Genomic DNA, 19,133 nt, shown 5'->3' on the forward strand with positions numbered 1-19,133 from the left:
GTGGTGCGGGTGGTCAGGGGAAGGCCGGGGCGGCGGTCGGCGCCGGCGTGTTGAGGCGCAGCAGCGCGGTCTGGCCGTTCTGGACGCGGATCTCGGTCAGGGCGCCGTTGTGGAGTTCCGGGAAGACCCGGCGGTAGTCGGCGAGCGGGATGTGCAGGAGGTGGCACAGCAGGACGCGGAGGAGGGTGGAGTGGGCGATCAGCAGGACCCGGCCGTGCGGGTGTGCGCGGGTGATGTCGGCCAGGCAGGCGGCGGCGCGTCCGGCGGCCCGGCGCGGGTCCTCGCCGCCGGGGAGATGGTGCTCGACCGGGTCGGTGAGAAAGGCGTCCAGCTGCCGCGGGAAGCTGCGGCGCATCTCGTCCCTGGTCAGGCCCTCGCCCTGGCCGAAGTCCAGCTCGTAGAGGCGCTCGTCGACGTGGGGGGTGAGGCCGCAGGCGTCGGCGGCGGGGCCGGCGGTGAGCCGGGCGCGGGAGAGCGGTGAGGTCCAGATGGCGGTGAGGCCGACGGTGGCGGCCCAGTCGGCCAGTGCCGCGGCCTGCTCGTGGCCGAGGTCGGTGAGCGGCACATCGGTGCGGCCGGCGTAGCGGTTCTCCGCATGCCACACGGTCTCGCCGTGGCGTACGAGGATGAAGTCGGTCACTGCGCGGCCCTCCTGCAGGCGTGGTCGGCCACGGTCTGGTCGAGCCAGCCACGGCGGGTGAGTTCGTCGATGAAGCGGAGGTAGACGGGGAGGTAGCGGGCGGTGCGGTCGGGGGCGGGGTGGAGCTCCTCGGCGATCCGGACCATGGCGGCGGCCGCTTCCCGGAGCCCGGCGCCGGAGGATGTGGCGGCGAGCACGGCCATGCCGATGGCGCCCTCGGCCTGGTCCGGGAGGCGTACGGAGCGGCCGAGCACATCGGCACGGAGCCGGCACCAGTAGGCGTTGCGGGCACCGCCGCCGGTGAAGGTGAGCGGTCCGTCGACGGGGGCGCCGATGTGGTCGAGATAGTCGAAGCAGAGCCGTTCGAGGCAGGCGACGCCGAGCAGATAGGCGTGGAACTCGGCGGCTCGGGTGGGGAGTTGTCCCAGGATGAAGGGTTCGGCTTCGGGGGCGCGGAAGGGGAAGCGTTCGCCGCCGGTGGAGACCAGGGGGTAGGCGACCGCGTCCGGGTCCAGGGCCGCGGCCTGCTCGGTGAGCACATCCACGTTTTCGCTGTGGAAATACTGGGAGATCACGCCCGCGCCGCTGCTGGAGGCGCCGCCGGGCAGCCAGTTGCCGTCCGGCGAGCGGTGGCAGTACACCACGCCGGCCGGGTCGCGGACGAGGTGCGTGCTGCTGCCCTTGAAGACGAGGGTGGTGCCCAGGACGGAGTTCCAGGCGCCCGGGGTGAGGGCGCCGGCGCCGATCTGGGCGGCGCAGCCATCGGTCATCCCGGCGACGAGGGTGGTGCCCTCGGGGATGCCGGTGGCCTCGGCGGCGTCGGCGCACACCGTGCCGAGCACCGTGCCGGGGCGTACGACATCGGGCAACAGGCTCTCGGACACGCCGAGTTCGGCCATCACCTTGTGCGGCCAGCTCTCCTCGATCAGGTGGTAGCCGGTCTTGAGGGCGTGGCTGGCGTCGCTGGGGACCTGGTGCCCGGCGAGCCGCCAGGTGATCAGGTCGACCTGGTGCAGCAGCCGGTCTCCGCGGTGGGTGGTGGCCGGTTCGTGGTCGAGGAGCCAACGGAGTTTGGGCAGTGCCCAGGACGGTTGCATGGTGCGGTAGCCCAGCTCCTGCCAGACCTCGGCCCCGGCGTCGTTGACGGCCGCGGCCTGGTCGATGGCGCGGCCGTCGTCGTACATCAGGCCGGGGGTGAGCGGGGTGCCGGCGGGGTCGGCGAGGAGGATCGTCCCGGAGGTGCCGTCGACGGCCAGTCCGCGGATCCGCCGGGTGTCGATGCCGTGCAGGGCTTCCTGGCAGGCGCCGGCCAGCGCGGTCCACCACTCCTCCGGGTCCTGCTCATGACACTTGCCCTGGCGGCGGCTGGTGAGCGGGCGGGAGGCGGAGGCGAGGACCTGGCCGGTGCCGTCGACGGCGACACAGCGGGCGCTCTGGGTGCCGAGATCGAGGCCGAGCCAGGTGCCGTCGAGGGTGGGGGTGCGGCTGGGCGTGTGCGGGTCAGACACGGGTGCCTCCAGGGGCGGTGGTGGTGGGGGCGCTGGGGCCGGTGGTGACGGCGGTGCCGTCGGTCGGGCGGACGGGGCCGGTGGCCGGGAGGGCGGTGCCGGCGGGCTGCCGGGGGATGCCGTCGTCCGTGCCGGAAGGCGGCCCGGATGCCGTGCCGGCTCGTGCCGCAGGGGGTGTCGTCGAACTCCCCCGCCAGACGGCGCCGCCCCGCCGGCCGGCCTCTCGGGCGAGTGCCCGCCGACCCAGGAAGTCCTCGTAGAGCGCCGCGTAGAACTCCGCGCGCTCCGGGTCCGGCTCCCAACTGCTCCGCATCCGGACGTACTTGGCGGCGGCGCTGTGCATGCTGCTCTCCGCGCCGGTGCGGACCAGGCCGGTGAGGAACGCCCCTTTGGCGCCGAGTTCGGTGTCCCCCGCGCGGGCGGTCGGCACCCCGGTCGCATCGGCGATCAGCGCGCACCAGGCGTCGCTGTTGGCGCCGCCGCCGCACAGCCGCAGCTCGGTGATGTCCGTACGGGCGGCGGCCAGCGAGTCGCGCAGGACCAGCGAGAGCCCGTCGAAGACGGCGCGGGCCATATCGGCGCGCGAGTGCTCCAGGGACAGACCCCAGAAGGAGCCACGCGCGCGCGGGTCGAGGAACGGCGCGCGCTCGCCCGCCGGGGAGAGATACGGCAGGAACAGCAGCCCGTGGGCGCCCGGCTCCGACCGGAACGCCAGATGCGCCAGCTCCGGCGGGCCGACCAGCCCCAGCATGTCCGCAGCCCAGCCGAGGACCTCGGCGCCGTTGAGGGTCGGGAAGGCGCGCAGCACCCGTTCCCGGCCGCGGTAGGCGATGTTGACGCCGGACGGTTCGCCGCTGGTGTCGATCTCGGTGCGGACGATCTCGGTGCACAGGGTCGTGCCGAGGATGCCGCACGCCTGGCCGGGGTTGACCACCCCGACGCCGCGGGCGGTGGCGGCGATGTCGTAGGGAGCCATCACCACGGGCAGCCCGGCCGGCAGTCCCAGCTGGGCCGACGCGTCGGCGGTGAGCTCGGCGATCCGCTCCGACTCGCCCAGCACGGTCGGCAGCAGCCGCGCGTATCCGCGCAGGCCGAAGAGGTCGAGGAGGTGCGGGTCGTAGTCGCCGGTGGCGTGGTCGAGGAACGGGGCGGAGGCGTCGGATTCGTCGGTGGCACGGACGCCGGTGAGACGGAGGAAGAGCCAGCCGGCGGCGGTGAGCGAGGTGCTGGAGCGCGCCAGCCGGTCCGGGTCGTGCACGGCGAGCCAGCTCCAGAGCGCGTTGGGCATCCCGGTGCAGGTCAGCGAGCCGTTCCGACGGAAGGCAGCTGCCAGGACGCCGTCGTGCTGCCAGGCCGTGACCTGGTCCCCGGCCCGGCCGTCGGACCACAGGATGGCCGGTCCGGTGGGGCGGCCCCGGTCGTCGACGAGCCAGGCGCCGTCCCCCTGGGCGGTGAAGGACACCAGCCAGACGGGGTCGGCCCGCCCCGCCATGTCGGCCAGGACGGCGCGGACGGTGCGGACCACGGCGTGCCACACGGCGTCCATGTCCTGTTCGGCCCAGCCGGGGTGCGGCCGGAGGACCTCGGTGGCCTGCCGGGACACCGCGATCTCGGTGCCCTGGTCGTCGAAGACCACCGACTTGATCATCGTGGTGCCGACATCAACGGTCAGTACGGACATCAGGGGGTCCTTTCACGCCGGGGCCGAGGCGGCGGTGGTCTCGGTGCCCGGCCGGGCGCCGGTGGCGTCCGCGTCCGCTGTCGCTTCCGCCTTACTCGCATCGTCCGGCAGCTTCAGGAAGAGGGCCAGCACGGTGCTCACCGCGTACATCCCCGCGAAGATCCACACGACGCCTTCGACGCCGAGCGGCCCGACGAAGGCCGCGACGACGGCGGGACCGACGAAGGTGCTGGCACCCGCGCCCAGGTTGAGCGCGGCCAGCGCCTGTCCCTTGTGCTTCGGCTCCAAGGAGGGCATCAGCGCGGACAGCGGGACGTATCCCGCCAGCGTAGCTCCGTAGCAGGCGGCGACCACAAGGGCCAGCGGGAAGTTGGCGCCCGCCGCGTCCGGGACGTAGAAGAGCAGCAGCGTGCTCAGGGTGCAGCCGGCGCCGCCGAACCAGGCGATGGTGTGCCGCCAGCCGAGCCGGTCGCCGATCCATCCGCACAGCAGGTTGGCGAAGATATTGGTCGCGAACATCGCGCTGAGCAGATGCAGCCACTGGGTGAGGCCGAAGCCGACGGTCCTGGTGAAGTGGATCGGCATGATCACGAAGAAGCCGAACTGCGAGGCCGTGTTGATGACGCGGACCAGCGCGCCGACGCCGACCCGGGGGTTGCGCCACAGGATCGTGACACTGCCGAGGAGCGTGGCGAACGGCCCCTCGCCGTCGGCCTGCGGCCGCTTGCCGCCACGGTCGTCCCGCACGAGCAGCAGGGCGATCAGACCACCCACCGCCACCAGCACCAGCGCCGCCCACAGTGTGGCGTACGCGCCGATGTACGGGATCAGCCCGCCGGCGACGAGCGAGCCGAGCGTCGGCAGCCCGCCGGTGAACGCGAACCAGAACCATCCCATGGCCGTGCTGAGCCGTGCGCGCGGCGCCACCCCGGCGATCCAGACCAGGAACCCGTAGGCGAACAGCGGATAGCCCAGGCCGCGCAGTCCGTAGCCGAGCAGCATCAACGGATAGCTGGTCGCGGGGATGGCCGCGACCAGGAAGACGAGCTGGAAGACGCCCCAGATGCCCAGGCCGGTCCACATGACGCGGCGCGGGCCCCACAGGTCGGACAGGGCACCGGAGAGCCAGGCGGCGAGGGCCGCCGCGACGCCGTAGACGGTGAAGAGCACCGCGACCCGGGAATCCGCCATCCCCTGGTCGATCAGGTACGGGGAGAGATAGCCGGACTCGACCCCGTCTCCGATCATGAAGAGCAGGAGTCCGAAGTAACCCCAGGCGAGGGTGGGTGGCATGCCCAGACGTGTGATCAGCGAACGCGGAGGAAGGTTCGTCATCGAAACTCCTCTTTCGGCGGCGGCAGGCGGGATGGCTGCAGCGAGCGAACCGCCTGGCCAAAAGGGGCGTCAATGGTGGCCGGAAATCTTCGCATGAGGGCCACGACCTGCCATGTTGCGTCGCGCGGCGCCCGCGCGTAAACGCCCTGTCGCAGCCGTGTGAACGCCGTACCCACCGCACGCGCTACGTTAAAGTCCATGCGAACATAACGCGGCCAGTTCACACGCCCTGCGGTGTGACGCAGGGCCGGGGACACCGACGGACCCATGAGGGAGCGGCGCGATGGACCGGGTCGAGGCCCAGGAGGAACGGCGGCGGCGGATACGGGACAGCGTCATCGCCCGTGGTTTCGTCCGCACCGCGGATCTCGCCGAGGAGTTCGGCATCAGCCTGATGACCGCGCACCGCGATCTGGACGCCCTTCAGGCGCAGGGCTGGCTGCGCAAGGTGCGCGGCGGCGCGACGGGGCTGCCGTCGGCGCAGTTCCACGGCAGTGTCGCCGAACGCATGGCCACCATGGCGCAGACCAAGCAACTGCTGGCGCGGGCCGCGGCGACGCTGCTGGTCCCCGGGCAGACGGTGCTGCTCGACGACAGCACGACCTGTCTGCTGCTGGCGCACGAGGCCGCGCATCACACCCCGCTGACCGTCATCACCAACTCGCTCCCGGCGATCACGACCCTGTCGAAGGAGCCCGGCATCTCGCTGATCACACTGGGCGGCGCGTACTTCCCGGCGTATGACGCGTTCATGGGACTGCACACCGCGGACGCGGTACGGGCCTTTCGCGCCGATGTCCTGTTCCTGTCCACCACGGCCGTCACCAACGGCCGCTGCTATCACACCTCACCGGAAACGGTGCAGGTCAAGTGGGCGATGATGGAGAGCGCGGCACGCAGCGTACTGGTCGCGGACCACACCAAGTTCACCAAGGACGGGCTCTACGCGCTCGCGCCGCTGACCGACTTCGATCTGCTGATCGTCGACGACGGGCTGCCGGCCGAGCAGATCCGGGCGGTGCGCGCGGGCGGCACGGAGGTGATGGCGGTGCCGGGGCGCGGGTCCTCGAACGCCTGAGGCCGGTCCGGGGGCAGCCCGTAGCGGCCCTGGTGCTTCCGGGCCGCGCGGGTGACCTGCCCGCGGCCCGCTCACGAACCGACCGTCATCAATCTCAAGTTCCACTTGTCCAAGGGCTCGTGGACCGGCTGGAAGACGGTGACGGTGTCCTTGGAGCCGCTGTCGCAGGTGTTGCTGCCGCCGCCGGAATGCGTGCCGATGGCCTTCGGGGCACGGAGCTCGGTCACGTACGAGCCACCCGAGTCCCCGGGCGCGGAGCAGGCGTTGGTGTACGACAGCCCCTCGACGACGACCGTGCCGTAGTCCACCGTCTGGTCGGTGGCGGTGATCTCGCCGCAGTGCCAGCCGGTGGCCTCCCCGGAGTGGCAGACGGACATTCCCATCAGGCCGTCCTGCGAGCCGGTCACGGCGACCGGGGAGCCGCCTTCGGCCGCCACGTCCGGGCTCAGGGTCCAGTCCGCCCCCTCCACCCCGACGAAGCCGAAGTCGCCCTCGCGCCCGTTGACGCTGTGCCGCCCGCCCGGGTTGGAGGTGCCCAGACGGCTGCCGTCCTTGCCGTACGCGTGCTGATCCGCGTCATTGGTGCAGTGTCCGGCCGTCAGAAACCCTTTGTGGCCGCCCGGTCCGGTCACCGAGAAGCCGATGGAGCACAGGCCCTCGGTTCCGGGCGCCCACTTGTCGCCGCCGATGACCCGCCCGCCCTGCTGACGCAGCGACTGGTCGTTGTGCTCGACGCGTACGGGGATGCGCGAGCGCTTACCGAGGTCGCGTACGGCGCGCTCGAAGGCGTCGGTCCTGGCGGTGCGGGCCTTGCGGTTGACACGGACGACGACGCCGTTGTTGCGGACGTCCACGCCCCAGCCGGTGACGCCGGGCACCCCGTCACCGGCCCGGTTCGAGATCCGCCGCACCAGCGTGGTGAGCTGGGCGCGGCTGTGCGGGACCGTCTTGGGCATCGCCCCGGCGTTCCGTACCCGCCGCGCGTCGTCGTCGCCGGTGACCGCGACGACGAGCTTGCCGGCCGCCTTGTCGAACCACATTCCGGCGGGCGGCCGGCTGAGCACCCGGCGCACGGCGACCGCCGTGCGCTGCGCCTCCGCCTCCTGGATGATCCGGCTGCGCGCCTGGTCCGGCGTCAGCCCGAGGTCCCGGCGCATCGCGTCGAGCATGCCGCGTGACGACGGCTGGGGTGGGGTCGGATCGGACTGCGGCACAGCGTGTGCCGGGCTGAGCGGGCTGGTGGCCGCCATGACGGCGGCCACCGTGGCGCCCCAGAGAACTGCCTTCGGAAAGCGGCGTCGCATCGGGGATCTCCTCGCGGTGTCGGGAACACGTCGTGTCCGGCCTGAGTCGCATCCGGCCTGTTGAGCGTCCTCGACCTCGATGCGTGCGGCACGAGGAGATCCCCGCCATCATGATCCGGTGACGTCCGACAGCAGCTGCCAAGTCCCGCCCCGTGTCTGCCCATACGCGCTCACCGGCCTTCCGGAGGTGCTCCGCAACGTCCCCTACTCGGGCGCCCGCCATCCGGGAGCGGGGACACCTGAATGCCCGGACGGCGGGACCGACGGGCCGGTCTCCGCGCTGGCGGGCGGCGCGAACTGCCAGCGCTACGCCTACGCCGTGCTCCGCCACTTCGGCCTGCTGGTCCCGCCGTTGCGCTCGGCGGAGCTGTGGGCGGACGACCGGGCCACCCGGCGCGCCGACCGGCCGCGGCCGCTGGACCTGGTGCTCTTCGACGGCGGCCCGGTCGATGGCCGCCCTCCGGGGTACGGCGCGCATGTGGGCGTCCACCTGGGCCCGGACCAGGTGCTGCATCTGTGCCGCGAGGTGGGCCGCCCGGCCGTGTGGACCTATGCCGACTTCGCGGCGCGCCCCCGCTATGCCCGTTTTCTGGGCGCCAAGCGTGCGGTCGGGACGGTCGGTACCGGGGCGGCCGGGTAGCCGGTCAGCGGGCGGCCCGGTGGCGCTGAGGGGCGGCCGGGTGGCGGTCGGCCGACGGCCGGCCAGCGGTCAGTGGGCGGCCGGGTGGCGCTCAACGGGCGGCCTGCTGGTGGTCAGCCGGCCTCAGAAGCCCCCGCCGAATCCCCCGTCCCCGCCGAAGCCACCGGCGTCGAAGCCGCCCCCGTCCCCGAAACCGCCGCCGAAGTCATCGGGGTTGAAGTCGGAGCCGGAGACGTCGCCGCCGGGGCCGCCGAAGTCGGCACCGTAGGCCGGGGAGGTCATCATCATGTTGCCGAGCATGGTGCCGATGAGCAGGCCGGGGAGCAGGCCGCCGCCGAAGTAGCCGCCGACCCAGGGGCCGTAGGCCGGGCCCGCGTCCCAGTAGGGGCGGTCGCCGGTCTCGGTCCTGACCGTACGGGCCATCGGCTCCATGCCCTCGTCCAGGCGGGTCTTGTCCGCGGCGCAGACCGGCACGGTGCGCTCCGCACCACCGGGCGGCGCCCACTGGACGTCGACGACGGACGGGCCGTGCCGGGGGTCGAAGAAGCAGGGCAGCCGGCGTTCGGGCAGCGGCTCGCCCGCGCGGCGGGCGGCGAGCGTGGCGAGCGAGAACCGTCCGTCCTCCAGGGCCTCGGTCACGGCCCGGACCTCACCGGGGTGCTCCGCCGCCGCCATGGCCGACTTGGCGTTCTCGTACGCGTCCAGCGCATGGCTGTAGTCCGCACGCATCGCGTCGTCGGCGCCGGGCTCGCCGGGGCTGAAGTCCAGCCGGTCCAGCTCCTCGCCGAAGGCGGTGATGTCCTCGTCGACGACGACCCGCAGGTCCTCCAGCGCGGCGCGCTCTTCGGCCTCCAGCCGCTTGCGGTTGCGGCGGGCGATCGCGTAGGCGCCGCCGCCACCGACGACGACCAGCGCACCGAGGCCTACCGCGGTGCCGACGTCGAAGCCGCCGGCGCCGGCGTCCCAGGCGGTGGGGGCACGGCCGTTGGCCTGGGTGCCGGCCGAGTCGACGAAGCTGTTCAGGCGCTCGGTGACCGTCGGGTACTGGGAGCGCTTGACCGCTCCGACCAGGTTGTCGACGGCGCTGCGCGACATCACGGCGGGGTCGGCGCCCGCGTTGAAGCCCTTGCCGAGCTCAACGGCGTAGACACCGCTGATGCCGACCTTGGTGCGCAGATCCTGCAGCAGCGTCTCGGGCTGGAACTCGGGGGCCTTCGGCAGCACCGCGACGAAGACCGGCTTGTCGGCGTCCTTGATCTTCTTGGCCAGGGCGTCCGCCTCGGCCTGGGAGAACCGGTCCGCGGCCCGCGGGTCGACGTAGACCGGGCCCTGCTTCAGGGCCGCCGCGGCCTCGTCGAGACCGTCGGCGGCATGAGCACCCGGCGCCAACGCGGTGACCATCGCCAGCATGACGGCCATCAGCAGCAGTACCGGTCCGAACAGCGCACGACGGATTGCGGTCTTCATGCCTACGACGCTACCCGAACGGGCGTATTTCTGGACATCCCCTGTCATATGGCGGGCGGTGCCGGGCGAGAGGCCAGGACGGGCGCGGTGAGTGTCCCCCGCGCCCGCCTGCCGGCTCGCCGCCGTGTCCCACCGGACCACGGGCCCGCCTGCCGACTCGCCCTCGCCCGACCGGTCGGGCGGTCCGGCGCTACGGCGCGGCCAGCGCCACGAGGTCCGCAAGTGCCTCCCGGTGCCGCCCCGGCGTGCCGAGGGCGAGTTCATCGCTCTTGGCCCGCTTGAGGAACAGATGCGCCGGGTGTTCCCAGGTCATACCGATGCCGCCGTGCAGCTGGAGGCACTCCTCCGCGGCCCGCACCGCGACCGGGGCGCAGTACGCCTGAGCGACGGCCACCGCCACCGCGGTGTCGGGGCTCTCCGTGGCCAGCGCGTCGGCGGCGTTACGGGCGGCCGCGCGGGCCGAGGCGACGTCCAGCCAGAGGGCCGCCATCCGGTGTTTGAGCGCCTGGAACGAGCCGACGGGGCGGCCGAACTGGGTGCGCTCCGACGTATGGCGAACGGTTTCGGCCAGGCACCATTCGGCCACGCCGAGCTGTTCCGAGGCGAGCAGCCCGGCGCCGGTCAGCAGGGCCCGTTCGACGGCGGCGCGGGCGCGGCCCCCGGTGGCCAGGAGGCGGCCAGGGGCACCGTCGAAGGTGAGGTGGCCGAGGGGGCGGGTGAGGTCGAGGGGGATGAAGGGATCGGTGCGTACGCCGTCCGCCGCCGCGTCGACCGCGTAGAGGGCCGGGCCGTCGGGCCCCTGGGCCGGTACGAGCAGGGTCTCAGCGGCGGCCGCGTCCGCCACCGAGGTCACCCGGCCGACCAAGGCGCCGTCCCCCGCCGCGCGTACGGAGCCGAAACCCGTCCCGCCGGCCACCGGCCCATCGGCCGCCGCGCCCGGTGCGGTGGCCAGCGGGAGTGCGAGCACACCGACCGTCCCTCCCCCGGCGAGGGCACCGAGCAGCGCCGCGACCTCCGGCTCGGCCACGTCGCAGCCGAGCAGCGCGGCCACCGCGACAACGGCGCTGGTCAGATAGGGGACGGGCGCGACACAGCGGCCCAGTTCCTCCAGGACGACGGCCGCTTCGCGGGCGCTCGCGCCCTGTCCGCCGAGCTTCTCCGGGACCAGCAGCCCGGCGCCGCCGATGTCCGTGGCGAGCGAGCGCCACAGGCGGGCGTCATACGGGGCGTCCGACTCCAGACGGGCGAGTACGGTGGCCGGATCGCTGCGGTCGGCGAGCAGCGACCGTACGGCGTCGCGCAGCGCCTCCTCGTGGTCGGAGTACAGCAGGTCGGGCTCAGGGTCGGGAGCGGGCGCCGGGGCGCTCCGCCGGGGTGTCCCACCGGTCATCGGGGCGGTCATCGGGGGAGGTCCTTCCACGCGACGTCCTTGTCGGTGCGCGGCTCGGGCGGCAGGCCCAGCACACGTTCGGCGACGATGTTGAGCAGCACTTCCGAGGTGCCTCCCTCGATGGAGTTCCCCTTGGCGCGCAGATAGCGGTAGCCGGCCTCGCGTCCCGTGAAGTCGACGCCTTCGGGACGGCGCAGCGTCCAGTCGTCGTACGTCAGGCCGCCCTCGGCGAGGAACTCCACCTCCCAGCCGCTGATCTCCTGGGCGAGGCGGGCGAAGGCCAGCTTCATCCCGCTGCCCTCCGGTCCCGGCTGGCCCTGGGACAGCTGCTGGCGCAGCCGCTCCCCGGTGAGCCGGGCGGCCTCGGCGTCCACCCACAGTTTCAGCAGCCGCTGGTGCAGATCGTGGGTGCGCAGTTCGGGCCGGGCGCGCCAGTTCTCGGCGGCGACGCCGATCATTCCGCCCTCGCGGGGGATGCGGGCGCCGCCGATGGCGACCCGCTCGTTCATCAGCGTGGTCTGCGCGACCCGCCAGCCCTCGCCGACCTCGCCGACGCGGTGCGCGTCCGGGATCGCGACGCCGGTCAGGAAGACCTCGTTGAACTCGGCCTCACCGGTGATCTGCCGCAGCGGTCTGACCTCGACGCCCGGGTCGGTCATATCGCAGACGAAGTAGGTGATCCCGCGGTGTTTGGGCAAGCCGGGGTCGGTGCGGGCGATCAGGATCGCCCAGCGGGCCTGGTGCGCGCTGGACGTCCAGACCTTCTGTCCGTCCACCACCCAGTTTCCGGCCGCGTCACGCACCGCGCGGGTGGCCAGCGCCGCCAGGTCCGATCCGGCGCCGGGCTCGCTGAACAGCTGGCACCACACCTCCTCTCCGGTCCACAGAGGGCGCAGGAAACGCCGCTTCTGCTCCTCGGTGCCGTACCGCAGGATGGTCGGGGCGGCCATGCCGAGGCCGATGCCGATGCGTCGGGGGTCGTTGTCGGGGGCGCCGGCGGCCGCCAGTTCCTCGTCCACGACCGCTTGCAGGGCGCGCGGCGCGTCCAGCCCGCCGAGTCCCTCCGGGAAGTGGACCCAGGCGAGTCCGGCGTCGAAGCGGGCGCGCAGGAAGTCCAGCGGCCCGGTGTCCGCGGCAGGGTGCGCGGCGAGCAGTTCGGCGGTGCGTCGCCGCAGGTCGGCGGCGTCGGTCATCGCGCCGCCTCCGCTCCGGGGAGCACGACGAGCCGTCCGGTGGTCGTGCCGTCGGCCACCCGCTGCACGGCCTCGGCGGCGCCGTCCAGCGGCACCCGCCCGCCGATGAGCGGCTTGATCACGCCCTGTGCGGCGAGCTTGCCGAGCTCTTCGTGGCAGGCGTCGACCGCGGCCGGGTCCTGGGCGTTGTAGAGGCCCCAGTGCAGGCCCAGGACCGCGTAGTTCTTCACCAGGGCATGGTTGAGGGCGGGGGTGGGAACGACACCGCTCGCGAAGCCGACGACGATGATCCGGCCCTCGAAGGCGATGCATTTGACGGACTTGGCGTAGGCGTCGCCGCCCACCGGGTCGTAGACGACGTCCGCACCGCGCCCGCCGGTGGCGTCCTTCACGCCCGCGATGATGTCGTCGGTGCGCCGGTCGAGGACGACATCGCAGCCCAGTTCGCGGGCGATGCGGACCTTGTCCGCGCCGCCGGCCACCCCGATGACCCGCGCGCCGGCGGCCTTGCCGAGCTGCACGGCGGCACTGCCGACACCGCCGGCCGCGGCGTGCACCAGCAGGGTCTCCCCCGCCTGCAGACGGGCCCTGCGGTGCAGTCCGAACCAGCCGGTCTGGTAGCCGATGTGCAAGGCCGCGGCCTCGGCGTCGTCCAGCGCCTCCGGGGCCGGGCGTACGGTCGCCGCGTCGACGGCCACCAGTTCCGCGAACCCGCCGTCGGGCAGCGGGGGCTGGGCGAGCACACGCGCGCCGGTCTCACCGGCCGCGTCCTCCCCCACCGCCAGCACCTCGCCACAGATCTCCACACCCGGGGTGAACGGCAGCGGCGGCCGCACCTGGTACTGGCCGCGGCACAGCAGCGCGTCCGGGAAGTTGACATCGGCGGCCCGTACCCGCAGCAGCAGCTGCCCGGGGCCCGGCTGCGGATCCGGCACCTCTTCCAGCCGCATCACCGCACGCGGCTCGCCGTTCTCGTGTACGCGCCATGCCTTCACCTGGTGCCTCCACAGACCTCGGATGTACGGGTGGCGCGGGAAGCCCGGCGGCCGCCGCGGCTCCGTCGCCGTCGCGCCACTCGACATACTAAGCGGTCGGTATGCCCGATGGAACAGCTCTGCGCCCGGCGGAACAGCTCACGGAAAGGTCTCCGGCGTCCTGCCGCCTGCTCAGCGCCCCGGCCTCCGCCGAACGGACCGGCCGGCGGACTCGGCGCCGTGCAGCGGCTGACCTGTACGGGTCAGGGCGTCCGACGGGGCGCTTGAACCGCTTCGGAGACGCCTACCTACCCGTGCCCGCGTACGGGCCCCTGCCTACGTACGCCCCTCCACCCCCTGAGCCCCCTTCATCGCCTCGGACGACATCGCCCACCTCGCCCGTATGACGGGAAATCCGGCCTTCTCGCATGCGTCGCAGACGAGTTCATCGTCATCGACGACTTTTCGGACCTTACGACCCTCGGCCATGCGGTGCAGTATCTCCAGCTTGGTGTGCCGGGCCGGGCGCCGGTCGCTGTCGGGGCGCATCCACAACCGGCCTTTCGGCAGGCCGTGTCGGGCGAGCCAGGCAAGGGTGTCGCGGCGGCAGCGCTCGGGGCGGCCGGTGAGGTAGACGACCTCGCAGTCCTCGGCGCTGCTCAGCGCGAGGGCCACCCCCTCGGCTAGCGGCGGGTCGTCGGGGGCCGCCGCGAAGAAGGCCCGCCAGTCGCGTGGGGTGCGTTCGAGCAGATGCTGCCGGTGACCGGAGTCGGCGAGGGTGCCGTCCAGGTCGAAGACCGCCAAGGGGAGTGTCGTCATGCCGCGTTCATCCCGTTCTCTCCATTCCGGACAATCCCTGTCGCCCAGTCACCACCGAAGCCCGTCACCACCGAAGCGAGAATTGAACAACCCCCCACCCAGCGCAACCACCTCCGCGAGGGGGGCGCCTCCCGGCGTCAGCTGGGGGGCGCCGGCTTAGGCGCACAGGGGGGCGACCGCGATTCGGCCCGATTCGATGCCCTGTGCGAGGGAGATGCGATCGTACGCGACATCGGCGCAGGTCGTGGTGTCCATCCGGAGGCGGACGTCCGGGCGTTCGGCCGGGCCGTCGGCGTAGCCGGGGCCGTCCGGCCCGAGCGTGATGTGGAACTCGCCTTCGTCCAGGGAGATCTGGACGACATCGACGTCGCCGGAGAAGTGGCGGGCGAGCCGCGCCAGGAGGGGTACGGCGAACCAGTGGGCCCGCAGGGCGTCCGTCGGGCGCTTCTCCCCCAGGGCGGGCGCGCCCCAGTCGGCGAGGGCGGAGAGTGCGGGCAGCAGGGCGCGGCCGCGCGGGGTGAGTTCGTAGACGGAGGCGGTGCCGCGCGCGGCGAGCCGGCGGCGGGTGACGAGGCCGTCCCGTTCCATGTCCTTGAGGCGGGAGGCGAGCATGTCGGTGCTGACGCCCGGCAGGTCGGCATGGAGTTCGGTGTAGCGCCGGGAACCGCCCAGGAGTTCCCGGACGATCAGGAGCGTCCAGCGGTCCCCCACGGCGTCCAGGGCGCGGGCGACGGCGCAGTACTGGTCATAACTTCGGCGCGGCATGGCGTCAGCATAGACAGGCAGTGGTTGGACTTTCCAAGTGGGCGCTTGGTAAAACCAAGTACGTTGTGATGTGTGACCAGTGATGAGGACGAGGGCCGCCGCGCCGTGCGGTGAGCCGGGACCGGGAGGCCGCCGCATGCAGTTCAAGCAGTCGAGCAAGATGGCCGACGTCTGCTACGAGATCCGTGGGCCGGTGATCGAGCAGGCGGACGCGCTGGAGGAGGCGGGCCACAGCGTGCTGCGGCTGAACACCGGCAATCCCGCGCTGTTCGGCTTCGAGGCGCCCGAAGAGATCCTGCAGGACGTTATCCGCAATCTGTCCCGCGCCCACGGCTACACCGAGTCCCGCGGCATCCTCTCCGCCCGTCGCGCGGTGGCCCAGCACTACCAGCAGAACGGGCTCCCGGATGTCGACGTCGACGACGTCCATCTGGGCAACGGCGTCTCCGAGCTCGTCTCGATGGCGGTGCAGGCGCTGCTGGACGACGGCGATGAGGTGCTGATTCCCGCCCCGGACTTCCCGCTCTGGACGGCGGTCACCACGCTCGCCGGCGGCAAGGCCGTGCACTACCTCTGCGACGAGTCCGCGGACTGGCTGCCGGATCTCGACGACCTCGCCTCGAAGATCACCGACCGCACCCGGGCGATGGTGATCATCAACCCCAACAACCCGACCGGCGCCGTCTATCCGCGTGAACTTCTGGACGGCATGCTCGATCTCGCCCGGCGCCACCAGCTGATGGTGTTCGCGGACGAGATCTACGACCGGATCCTGTACGACGACGAGGTCCACCACCACGCCGCGGTGCTCGCCCCGGACCTGGTGTGCCTGACGTTCAGCGGTCTGTCCAAGGCGTACCGCGTGGCCGGATTCCGCTCCGGCTGGCTCGTCGTCTCCGGTCCCAAGGAGCACGCCGCGGACTATCTGGAGGGGCTGGGCACCCTCGCCTCCATGCGGCTGTGCCCGAACGCGCCCGCGCAGTACGCCATTCAGGCGGCGCTGGGCGGCCGGCAGAGCATCAAGGACCTCGTCCTGCCGGGCGGCCGGCTGCGCGAGCAGCGCGACCGGGCATGGCAGCGGCTGAACGAGATCCCGGGCGTCTCCTGCGTCAAACCCAAGGGCGCGCTGTACGCGTTCCCCCGGCTGGACCCCGCGGTGCACAAGATCCACGACGACGAGAAGTTCGTGCTCGACCTGCTGTTGCGGGAGAAGATCCAGGTCGTCCAGGGCACCGGCTTCAACTGGCCGCGCCCGGACCACTTCCGCATCCTCACCCTCCCGCACGCCGATGACCTCGATGCGGCGATCAGCCGGATCGGACGGTTCCTGGCGGGCTATCGGCAGTGACGGGCTTCCCGGTCACCCGAACAGTCGCACGACTTCCCCGCGACGCCTCCCTCGTCCGCCGGGCCGGTCCTAGGCCCGGGCGGCGGGCGGGAAGGCCGCCCCGTCGCCGGACAGGCGCCGCGGACCCGTTCTCCGGCCCCCTCCACGGGCCCGCCCGCCTCGCCCCGCGAGTGCCCGTACGCGGCCCTCGACGCCACCGACGCCCCCTTGAGCGCACTGCCCACACCCGCTTAGGTGGAGGGCGGCAATCCCGCCGCCCCCCGAGTGGAGAGGGAAGCAATGCCCGCACGCCCTGCGACAACGGAAGCGGAACTGGAAGCTCACCTACGCGGAATCTGCTTCAAGACCGGACCGCCACGCCGCATCGGCGTCGAGATCGAATGGCTGGTGCACGACGCGCGCAACCCCCGATGTCCGGTCGAACCGACTCGGCTGCACGCCGCGGCCACCGCACTGCGCGCCCTCCCCCTCACGTCCCTCCTCACCTTCGAACCCGGCGGCCAGCTGGAGCTCAGCTCGCTGCCCGCCACCTCCCTCAGCGCCTGCATCGAGGCCGTCACGGCCGATCTCGCGCTGATCCGGCCCGCCATGCTCGCCATGGGCCTGGGCATGGCCGGTCACGGTCACAACCCCTGGCACGCGCCCCGCCGCGTGCTGACCCATCCCCGCTACAACGCCATGGAGGCGTACTTCGACCGCTGGGGCGCGGCCGGGCGGTCCATGATGTGCGGCACCGCGTCCGTGCAGGTGTGTGTGGACGCCGGGTACGAGGAGCCGGGACCGCTCGGGCTCGGGCGGCGCTGGCTGCTGGCCCATCTGCTGGGGGCGGTGCTGACCGCGGCGTTCGCCAACTCGCCGACGAGCGAGGGCTGTCCGACGGGCTACCGGACCACCCGCCAGGTCGTGTGGTCCCAGCTCGATCCGGAGCGTACGCTCGCCCCGCCCCAGGGGCCGGACCCACGGGGCGCCTGGGCCCGCTACGTTCTGGACGCCCCGGTGATGTGCATCCGCTCCGAGGACGGCCCGTGGGACGCCCCGGAGGGCCTCACCTTCCGCCAATGGTTCCGTACGGGCGGGCCCCCCAGACCGCCCACCCAGGAGGACCTCGACTACCACGTCACCACGCTCTTCCCGCCCGTACGGCCACGCGGCCATCTGGAGCTGCGCATGATCGACGCGCAGGCGGGCGACTCCGGCTGGATCGTGCCCCTGGCCGTCACGGCCGCGCTGTTCGACGACCCGGAGGCCGCCGAGCGAGCCTATCGCGCCGTCAAACCGCTCGCGGAGACGGCCGGTTCGCGTCCCGCACCGCGCAATCCGCTGTGGCGGCGCGCGGCACGCGGGGCGCTGACGGACCCGGAGCTGCACACCGCGGCGGTGGCCTGCTTCGCCGCCGCGCAGGAAGCCCTGCCCCGGCTCGGCGCCTCTCCCGATGTGCGCGCGGCCGTCGCGGACTTCACCGAGCGCTATGTGGCCCGCGGCCGCTGTCCCGCGGACGATCACCTCGACGCCCTGTACGCGGCGGATACGGCCGACATGCCCCCGGAGACGCCCCTGGAGACACGCTTACGGACACCCCCGGACCGCACCCACCCCACGGCCCCGGCCCAGCCCCCCGTCAGCGAGCTCGCCTTCCGGAAGGACAGCCAGTGACCATGGATCCCGAGTCGCTCCGGGAGCGCGCGGCCTCGGCGCTGCTCGCCGCCCGCGACCGTACCCGCCTGCTGACCACCTGCGTCGAGGAACCCGATCTCGTCGCACAGCACTCCCCGCTCATGTCACCGCTGGTGTGGGACCTGGCGCACATCGGCAACCAGGAGGAGCAGTGGCTGCTGCGCACCGTCGGCGGCCGCGACGCGCTGCGCCCGGACATCGACTCCGTCTACGACGCCTTCGAGCACCCACGCGCCGAACGCCCCTCGCTGCCGCTGCTGCCCCCCGCCGAGGCACACGGCTATGTCTCCGACGTCCGCGACCGGGTGCTGGACATCCTGGAGCACACCCCGCTGCGCGGCGGCCCGCTGCTCGACTCCGGCTTCGCCTTCGGCATGATCGCGCAGCACGAGCAGCAGCACGACGAGACCATGCTCATCACGCACCAGCTGCGCCGGGGGCCCGCCGTGCTCACCGAGGCGGAGCCGTTGATCGCTCCTGAGGATGACATCCTCCCGTCCGAAGTCCTCGTCCCCGGCGGCCCGTTCACCATGGGCTCCTCGGCCGAGCCCTGGGCGCTGGACAACGAACGGCCCGCGCACCGACGCCTGGTGCGCTCCTTCCTCATCGACACCACACCGGTCAGCAACGGCGCCTACCAGCGGTTCATCGAGGACGGCGGGTACGACGACCCGCGCTGGTGGGCGGCGGACGGCTGGGCGTACGTCCGGGAACACGGGCTGCGCGCACCGCTGTTCTGGCGGCACGAGGGCAGCCAGTGGCTGCGCCGCCGGTTCGGGGTGACCGAGGCGGTGCCGCCCGACGAACCGGTACTGCATGTCAGCTGGTACGAGGCGGACGCGTACGCCCGCTGGGCGGGCCGGCGGCTGCCGACCGAGGCCGAGTGGGAGAAGGCCGCCCGGCACGATCCGGCCGACGGGCGGGCGATGCGCTACCCATGGGGCGACGAGGACCCGACGCCGGCGCACGCCAACCTCGGCCAGCGGCACCTGCGCCCCGCGCCCATCGGCAGCTATCCGGACGGCCAGTCACCGCTCGGCGTACGGCAGTTGATCGGCGACGTATGGGAGTGGACGGCCAGCGACTTCCTGCCGTATCCGGGGTTCGTCGCGTTCCCCTACCGGGAGTACTCGGAGGTGTTCTTCGGCGACCGGTACAAGGTGCTGCGCGGCGGCTCCTTCGCGGTCGACCCGGTCGCGTGCCGGGGCACGTTCCGCAACTGGGATCTGCCGGTCCGGCGGCAGATCTTCTCCGGGTTCCGCACCGCCCGGGACGCCGACCCGGCGGCGGGCGTATGACCCCGACCGACCTCCTTTA

16 protein-coding genes are annotated in these 19,133 nt (G+C 72.8%); 5 read left to right on the forward strand and 11 right to left on the reverse strand.

Annotation, left to right across the window (positions count from 1 at the left end):
* Positions 1 to 13 precede the first annotated feature (13 nt).
* The 4 genes from K9S39_RS07235 to K9S39_RS07250 are packed head-to-tail and all read right to left on the reverse strand — an operon-like array spanning position 14 to position 5,164.
* A complete protein-coding gene (locus K9S39_RS07235; RefSeq protein WP_248862501.1) occupies positions 14 to 640 on the reverse strand; it encodes a histidine phosphatase family protein in 627 nt (208 codons plus the stop codon).
* Positions 637 to 2,148 carry an FGGY-family carbohydrate kinase gene (locus K9S39_RS07240; RefSeq protein ID WP_248862502.1) on the reverse strand — a complete coding sequence of 504 codons (1,512 nt, stop codon included), beginning with the start codon at positions 2,146 to 2,148 and terminating at the stop codon, positions 637 to 639. Before K9S39_RS07240 ends, K9S39_RS07235 begins: the two co-directional genes overlap by 4 nt.
* Positions 2,141 to 3,829, reverse strand: coding sequence for an FGGY-family carbohydrate kinase (locus tag K9S39_RS07245; protein ID WP_248862503.1), 1,689 nt, complete (start codon positions 3,827 to 3,829; stop codon positions 2,141 to 2,143). Before K9S39_RS07245 ends, K9S39_RS07240 begins: the two co-directional genes overlap by 8 nt.
* 12 nt (positions 3,830 to 3,841) lie before the next feature.
* Positions 3,842 to 5,164, reverse strand: coding sequence for an MFS transporter (locus K9S39_RS07250; protein WP_248862504.1), 1,323 nt, complete (start codon positions 5,162 to 5,164; stop codon positions 3,842 to 3,844).
* A gap of 283 nt (positions 5,165 to 5,447) precedes the next feature.
* Here K9S39_RS07250 and K9S39_RS07255 point away from each other — a divergent pair, with 283 nt between their 5' ends.
* Positions 5,448 to 6,242, forward strand: a complete 795-nt coding sequence (locus K9S39_RS07255; RefSeq protein WP_248862505.1) for a DeoR/GlpR family DNA-binding transcription regulator — start codon at positions 5,448 to 5,450, stop codon at positions 6,240 to 6,242.
* Positions 6,243 to 6,313: 71 nt separating this feature from the next.
* Here the strand turns inward: K9S39_RS07255 and K9S39_RS07260 are convergent, their stop codons facing one another.
* Entirely contained in the window at positions 6,314 to 7,546 is a 1,233-nt protein-coding gene (locus tag K9S39_RS07260) for a S1 family peptidase (RefSeq protein WP_248862506.1), read from the reverse strand.
* A gap of 118 nt (positions 7,547 to 7,664) precedes the next feature.
* Here K9S39_RS07260 and K9S39_RS07265 point away from each other — a divergent pair, with 118 nt between their 5' ends.
* Positions 7,665 to 8,186 (forward strand): cell wall hydrolase, encoded by a 522-nt coding sequence (locus tag K9S39_RS07265; protein WP_248862507.1) that lies wholly within the window; start codon positions 7,665 to 7,667, stop codon positions 8,184 to 8,186.
* Positions 8,187 to 8,309: 123 nt separating this feature from the next.
* Here the strand turns inward: K9S39_RS07265 and K9S39_RS07270 are convergent, their stop codons facing one another.
* The 6 genes from K9S39_RS07270 to K9S39_RS07295 form a co-directional block, all read right to left on the reverse strand.
* Complete coding sequence (locus K9S39_RS07270; RefSeq protein WP_248862508.1) at positions 8,310 to 9,653, reverse strand: hypothetical protein; 1,344 nt, start codon at positions 9,651 to 9,653, stop codon at positions 8,310 to 8,312.
* 190 nt (positions 9,654 to 9,843) lie between these two features.
* Positions 9,844 to 11,055 (reverse strand): acyl-CoA dehydrogenase family protein, encoded by a 1,212-nt coding sequence (locus K9S39_RS07275; protein ID WP_406707882.1) that lies wholly within the window; start codon positions 11,053 to 11,055, stop codon positions 9,844 to 9,846.
* Positions 11,052 to 12,236 carry an acyl-CoA dehydrogenase family protein gene (locus K9S39_RS07280; protein WP_248862509.1) on the reverse strand — a complete coding sequence of 395 codons (1,185 nt, stop codon included), beginning with the start codon at positions 12,234 to 12,236 and terminating at the stop codon, positions 11,052 to 11,054. Before K9S39_RS07280 ends, K9S39_RS07275 begins: the two co-directional genes overlap by 4 nt.
* Positions 12,233 to 13,231 (reverse strand): NADPH:quinone oxidoreductase family protein, encoded by a 999-nt coding sequence (locus tag K9S39_RS07285; protein WP_248862510.1) that lies wholly within the window; start codon positions 13,229 to 13,231, stop codon positions 12,233 to 12,235. The genes K9S39_RS07280 and K9S39_RS07285 overlap by 4 nt, the downstream gene beginning before the upstream one ends.
* A gap of 315 nt (positions 13,232 to 13,546) precedes the next feature.
* Positions 13,547 to 14,029 carry a phosphatase domain-containing protein gene (locus K9S39_RS07290; RefSeq protein ID WP_248862511.1) on the reverse strand — a complete coding sequence of 161 codons (483 nt, stop codon included), beginning with the start codon at positions 14,027 to 14,029 and terminating at the stop codon, positions 13,547 to 13,549.
* A gap of 156 nt (positions 14,030 to 14,185) precedes the next feature.
* A complete protein-coding gene (locus K9S39_RS07295) occupies positions 14,186 to 14,794 on the reverse strand; it encodes a winged helix-turn-helix transcriptional regulator (protein ID WP_248862512.1) in 609 nt (202 codons plus the stop codon).
* A 136-nt stretch (positions 14,795 to 14,930) separates the two neighbouring features.
* Between K9S39_RS07295 and K9S39_RS07300 the strand changes: the two genes are divergently transcribed.
* From K9S39_RS07300 to egtB, 3 genes are all read left to right on the forward strand, one after another.
* Positions 14,931 to 16,142 (forward strand): pyridoxal phosphate-dependent aminotransferase, encoded by a 1,212-nt coding sequence (locus K9S39_RS07300; RefSeq protein ID WP_248862513.1) that lies wholly within the window; start codon positions 14,931 to 14,933, stop codon positions 16,140 to 16,142.
* 279 nt (positions 16,143 to 16,421) lie between these two features.
* Positions 16,422 to 17,795, forward strand: coding sequence for an ergothioneine biosynthesis glutamate--cysteine ligase EgtA (gene egtA / locus K9S39_RS07305; protein ID WP_248862514.1), 1,374 nt, complete (start codon positions 16,422 to 16,424; stop codon positions 17,793 to 17,795).
* On the forward strand, positions 17,792 to 19,114 hold the full coding sequence (egtB, locus tag K9S39_RS07310; protein WP_406707883.1) for an ergothioneine biosynthesis protein EgtB: 1,323 nt from the start codon (positions 17,792 to 17,794) through the stop codon (positions 19,112 to 19,114). Before egtA ends, egtB begins: the two co-directional genes overlap by 4 nt.
* Positions 19,115 to 19,133 lie beyond the last annotated feature (19 nt).

It is taken from the genome of Streptomyces halobius (assembly GCF_023277745.1).
GTDB classification, from domain to species: domain Bacteria; phylum Actinomycetota; class Actinomycetes; order Streptomycetales; family Streptomycetaceae; genus Streptomyces; species Streptomyces halobius.